Consider the following 5,500-nt stretch of genomic DNA (forward strand, 5'->3'; position numbering starts at 1 on the left):
ACGACGGCAGCGAAGTGGTGGCGACGATGATCGGCGTCGCGGTGGTCGCATTGGGCCACGACCTCAACCGCCGCGCGCGGCACTGCCGGTTCGCCGAAACGGACCGGTCCGCCGCTTGCGGGGACCCGGCAAACAGCCTACATTGGGTTATAGTTAGCGCGGGATTTCCCGCGCATGAGGAAACGCCAATGGGCAAGCATGATCATCCCCACGTCGAGGCCAGCGGCGCCTCGCTCGCCAGGGCAGCGCAGACCGCGCTCGAGGGCGCGGGCGAAGCGTGGACCGACATGCGCGCGCAGATTTTCGACGCGGTCGCCGAAATCGGCAAACCCGCGAGCGCCTATGAAATCGCCGACATCGTGTCGCAAAAGCGCGGCAAGCGCGTCGCGCCGAACAGTGTCTATCGCATCCTCGACCTGTTCGTCGCGAACAACCTCGTCCGCCGCGTCGAGAGCGCGAACGCCTTCGTCGCGAACAGCCATCCGGGCTGCCTCCACGACTGCATCTTCCTGATCTGCGACAGCTGCGGCACCGCGGTGCATGTCGACAACGACAAGATTTCGGGCGGCGTGCGTGCCGCGGCCGAGGCGACGGGCTTCGCGGCCGAGCGCCCGGTGATCGAGGTGCGCGGCAAATGCGCCGAGTGCCAATAAGGTGAGCCGCCGCGCTCCACCGGACGGTTGAATGCCGATCGGGGGGTTCCAGCATTGGATCGAGGCACAGCGGGCGCGTCCGCCCGCACCGACGCGCCTGTGGGTCTGGACACTTGCCCTCGGGGTCGCTGTCCTTCTTTTCGGTTTCCACCTCGGACAGGTGTTTCCACAAGCAGGATATGACATCGCACCCGGCTATGGCGCTCCGGTCCTCGCGTTCGAATTCGCGGGCAGCCAGGCCGACCTCGAAGCGATCTTCGGCTTCTATACCGACCCGCAGCAGGTGACGCGCCTCGCCGCGATGCGCGCGGGCAACGAGCAGGATTATCTCTATATGCTGCTCTATGCCGCTTTTCTCGGCTGCGGCTGCCTTGCGCTGTGGCGCGAGCTTCGGTTGCGGCCGTTGCTCGCGGTGGCGGCGCTTCCGGTCGTCGCGGCGCTGTGCGACGCTTGGGAAAACTGGCTGCTCTTCGACATCCAGGCCGCCTTCACGCTCGGCGATTATTCGCCTGCGATGGCAAGCCTGCCCTGGCCCGTCGCCGCCAAATTCCTGTTGCTTGCGACGACCAATGTCGCGATCGGCGCCGCGGCAACGCAGATCGGACGGTGGTGGGCGCTGTTCGGCACGGTCGCGATCCTCGCCGCGATCCCGACGGTGATGGCAATCATCACCCCCGCCGCCTTTGCCTGGGCGCTGATGCCGTCGACCGCCGGCGGCTGGATCCTGCTCCTCGCGCTCGCTGCGGCAGGAAGCTGGCAGGCGCTGGTCCGGCGGCGCCCGCTCGTCGACTTCGACGCCGCCGCGCCCGAACCGGGCGAGCAGTCTGCCGCCGAACCGGCGCGCCCGGTCTTCGGTCGTCGCCGCACCTGACCCCTCTTTTCTCCCCGGCGATGCAGGTCTAGGGAAGCGGCGAATCCCCAAAAAAAGGGCGAAAGGCTGCACATGAACACCGTGATCATCCGCGAAGACGACCTGATCGAGACGATCGCCGACGCGCTCCAGTACATCAGCTATTTCCATCCGATGGACTATATCCGCGCGCTGGGCGCCGCGTACGAGCGCGAAGTGTCGCCCGCCGCGAAGGACGCGATGGCGCAGATCCTCTCGAACAGCCGTATGTGCGCCGAGGGGCATCGCCCGATCTGCCAGGACACCGGCATCGTCACCGTGTTCATCAAATGGGGCATGGACTGCCGCCTCGACAGTCCCCGCAGCCTGCAGCAGGTCGTCGACGAAGGCGTGCGCAAGGCGTACCTCCACCCCGAAAACAAGCTCCGCGCCTCGATCCTCGCCGACCCCGCGTTCAGCCGCGTGAATACGAAGGACAACACGCCCTCGGTGCTCAACGTCGAGATGGTCCCCGGCAACAAGGTCGTGATCGATGTCGCGGCGAAGGGTGGCGGCAGCGAGAATAAGTCGAAGTTCAAGATGATGAACCCCTCGGATTCGATCGTCGACTGGGTGCTCGAAATGGTGCCGCAGATGGGCGCCGGCTGGTGCCCGCCGGGCATGCTCGGCATCGGCATCGGCGGCACCGCCGAAAAGGCGATGCTGCTCGCGAAGCAGTCGCTGATGGACCCGATCGACATGACCGAACTGCTCGCACGCGGCCCGTCGAACCCCACCGAGGAGCTGCGCATCGAGCTCTATGAAAAGGTCAACGCGCTCGGCATCGGCGCGCAGGGGCTCGGCGGCCTCGCCACCGTGCTCGACGTCAAGATCGCCGACTGGCCGACGCACGCCGCGTCGAAGCCCGTCGCGATGATCCCCAACTGCGCCGCGACGCGCCACGCCCATGTCACGCTCGACGGCAGCGGCCCTGCGTTCCTCGAGCCGCCGGTGCTTGCCGATTATCCGCAGATCGACTGGGCGCCCGACAAGGCCGCGATCCGCGTCGATCTCGACAATCTGACCCCCGAGGTCGTCGCGAGCTGGAAACAGGGCGACCGCCTCTTGCTCAACGGCAAGATGCTCACCGGCCGCGACGCCGCGCACAAGCGCATCGCCGACATGCTCGCCAGGGGCGAGGAGCTGCCCGTCGAGTTCAAGGGCCGCGTCATCTATTATGTCGGCCCGGTCGATCCGGTCGGCGAGGAAATCGTCGGCCCCGCGGGTCCGACGACCGCGACGCGCATGGACAAGTTCATGGACATGATGCTGGGCCAAGGCCTGCTCGCCTGCGTCGGCAAGGCCGAACGCGGCCCCGCCGCGACGCAATCGATCGCCAAGCACAAGAGCGCCTATCTGATGGCGGTCGGCGGCGCTGCCTATCTCGTCGCGCGCGCGATCAAGGGCAGCAAGGTCGTCGGCTTCGCCGATCTCGGCATGGAGGCGATCTACGAGTTCGAGGTCAGCGACTTCCCCGTCACCGTCGCGGTCGACAGCGAAGGCCAGAACGTTCATGTCAACGCGCCGAAGCTGTGGCAGAAACGGATCGCCGACGAAGGATTGCTGGAGAAGGCATAAGCAACAGGGGGCAAATCCATGGCCGACCACGTACCGATCGACCTCTACGCCCCTCACTCGCCCGAGCAGATCGCCCGCACGCTGCGGAAGGTCATGGATGAACCCATGCCGGACGCGAAGGCGCGCGTATTCGGCAAAGGCAGCGAACGCGAGATGAAATTGCGCTACCGCCAGCGCAACGCGCGCACCAATATGGAACCCGTGCTCGACGCGGTCATGGAATCATACAAGGGCGGCACGCGGATCACCGGTACCTTCGGCACCCCGCCCGAGGCGCGCTATTTCCCCTATATCTGGGTCGGCTTCCTCTCGCTGTTCGTGATCGGCGGCGTCCTCGCCTATATCTATATTCCCGGCGCCGGGCTGTTCGCGACCTTCTTTGCCGGCATTCCGCTATTGATGATCTTCGCAGGGCTCGCTGCCTTCCGCGCGCAGCCCGACCCCGCCAAAGATCTCGAGAAAATCCTCGCCTTCCTCGCCCGCGAAATCGACGCGCGCCCGATCGCGTAACGGTAAGTCCCCGCCACGCGCTTGCGTTTCTCTCGCGATGCGGCAGATTGCTTCGTATACAAAACAGGCAGGGGACGCAGGATGGATTTCCGCAATTTCGAACGACTGAACCGCCGCGACATGCTGCGCGGCACCGCGATGCTCGGCGCCGGCGCCGCCTTCATGCAACCGCTTCCCCTGCTCGCGCAATCGGGAACGATGGCGGATGTCCGCAAGGCAGCCGAGGCGGGCAAGGACGCCTCGATCAAGCGCATCCGCGACTGGATCGCCCTGCCCTCGATCGCCGCCGAGAACCGCAGCATGCCCGAGGGTGCGGCCTATATGGCCGAGCTCGCGAAGGATGCAGGCTTCACCAATGTCGAGATTGTCCCCACCGACGGCCATCCCGGCGTCTTCGGTACGATCGACGTCGGCGCCAGGCGCACGCTCGGCATCTATTTCATGTACGACGTGAAGCAGTTCGACGCGTCCGAATGGTCGTCACCGCCACTCGAGGGCAAGATGGTCGATCGCCCCGGTTTCGGGCAAGCGATCATGGGCCGCGGCGCGGTGAACCAGAAGGGTCCCGAGGCGACCTTCCTCGCCGCGCTCCACGCGATCCGCGCTGCGGGACGCAAGCTGCCGGTGAACATCGTCCTCATCTGCGAGGGTGAGGAAGAGATCGGATCGCCGCACTTCCGCCAGATCGCGACCAAGCCGAACATCCTCGCCGCCCTGAAGAAATGCGACGGCATCTTCATCCCCTTCGCGTCGCAGGGCAAGACGGGCAACGTCACCGTCAACCTCGGCTCGAAAGGCATCATCGAACTCGAACTGGTCGCAAGCGGCGAGAAATGGGGCCGCGGGCCGAAGGGCGACGTTCATTCGAGCCTGAAGGCGATGGTCGACTCGCCCGCCTGGCGGCTGGTGCAGGCGCTCCAGACGCTCGTGACCGAGGGCGGCAACAAGCCCGCGATCGAGGGCTGGTTCGAAAATGTCCGCCCGCTCACCGACCGCGAAAAGGCGCTGATCCGCGAAGCCGCGAAGGCGGGCGATGAAGCCCAGCAGAAGGCGGCGCTCGGCGTCACCCACTGGATCGACAACCTCGCGTACGACGACGCGCTGATCCGCCTCGCGCAGGAACCGACGGTCAATATCGAAGGGCTCGTCGCAGGCTACACCGGCCCCGGCGGCAAGACCGTGCTGCCCGGCCGCGCCGTCGCCAAGCTCGACCTCCGCCTCGTCCCCAACCAGACGCGCGCCGAGGCCGAGAAGAAACTCCGCGCGCATCTCGACAAGCATGGCTTCACCGACGTCGAGGTCAATGTCTCGGGCGGGTACGATCCGACCGAGGTCGCCGAAGACAGCATCCTCATCCGCAGCGAGCTCGCGACATACAAGAAGCTCGGCGTCGCCACGAGCCTCAACCCGCGCATGGCGGGCAGCTGGCCGGGCTCGACCTTCACCGCGCAGCCGGTGTCGATCCCCGCGGGCCATTTCGGGATCGGTCACGGATCGGGCGCGCATGCTCCCGACGAATATTATCTGATCGATTCGACCAACCCCAGGGTCGCTGGCCTCGTCGACGCGACGATGGGCTTTGCCGAATTCCTCTACACGCTGGCGGCGATCAAATGAGGAGAGGCGAATGAGCGACCTCAACGGCGTCGCGCACGTCATCCTGACTGCGGGCGATTTCGAACGATCAACCGCCTTCTGGCGCGCGATGATCACCTATCTGGAGCTGAAGCTCGTGCTCGACAGCGAGCACATGCTCTATGGCGTCGGCGGGCGCACCGCGATCGGTATTCGCACCGGCAGCCCAGAAAATGCGGGCAAACGTTTCGATCAGGGCGCCCCCGGCCTGCACCACGCCTGTTTCCGCATGCGC

At 65.9% G+C, this 5,500-nt stretch carries 5 protein-coding genes and 1 pseudogene; all 6 read left to right on the top strand.

Translation table 11 applies throughout. The features are described 5' to 3' along the window. The first annotated feature begins 188 nt into the window (after nucleotides 1-188). A complete protein-coding gene (locus tag VGD20_RS18625) occupies nucleotides 189-653 on the top strand; it encodes a Fur family transcriptional regulator (protein ID WP_331135875.1) in 465 nt (154 codons plus the stop codon). 31 nt (nucleotides 654-684) lie between these two features. Next, a complete protein-coding gene (locus VGD20_RS18630) occupies nucleotides 685-1,524 on the top strand; it encodes a hypothetical protein (protein WP_331135871.1) in 840 nt (279 codons plus the stop codon). Between the two features lie 72 nt (nucleotides 1,525-1,596). Next, entirely contained in the window at nucleotides 1,597-3,120 is a 1,524-nt protein-coding gene (locus VGD20_RS18635; protein WP_331135872.1) for a fumarate hydratase, read from the top strand. 18 nt (nucleotides 3,121-3,138) lie between these two features. Then, nucleotides 3,139-3,630, top strand: coding sequence for a hypothetical protein (locus tag VGD20_RS18640; protein WP_331135873.1), 492 nt, complete (start codon nucleotides 3,139-3,141; stop codon nucleotides 3,628-3,630). Between the two features lie 81 nt (nucleotides 3,631-3,711). Next, complete coding sequence (locus VGD20_RS18645) at nucleotides 3,712-5,247, top strand: M20/M25/M40 family metallo-hydrolase (RefSeq protein ID WP_331135874.1); 1,536 nt, start codon at nucleotides 3,712-3,714, stop codon at nucleotides 5,245-5,247. 10 nt (nucleotides 5,248-5,257) lie between these two features. Continuing rightward, nucleotides 5,258-5,500, top strand: a pseudogene (locus tag VGD20_RS18650) (VOC family protein); the annotation flags it as partial.

The sequence above is a fragment of the Sphingopyxis sp. genome (assembly GCF_036402335.1).
Taxonomy (GTDB): domain Bacteria; phylum Pseudomonadota; class Alphaproteobacteria; order Sphingomonadales; family Sphingomonadaceae; genus Sphingopyxis.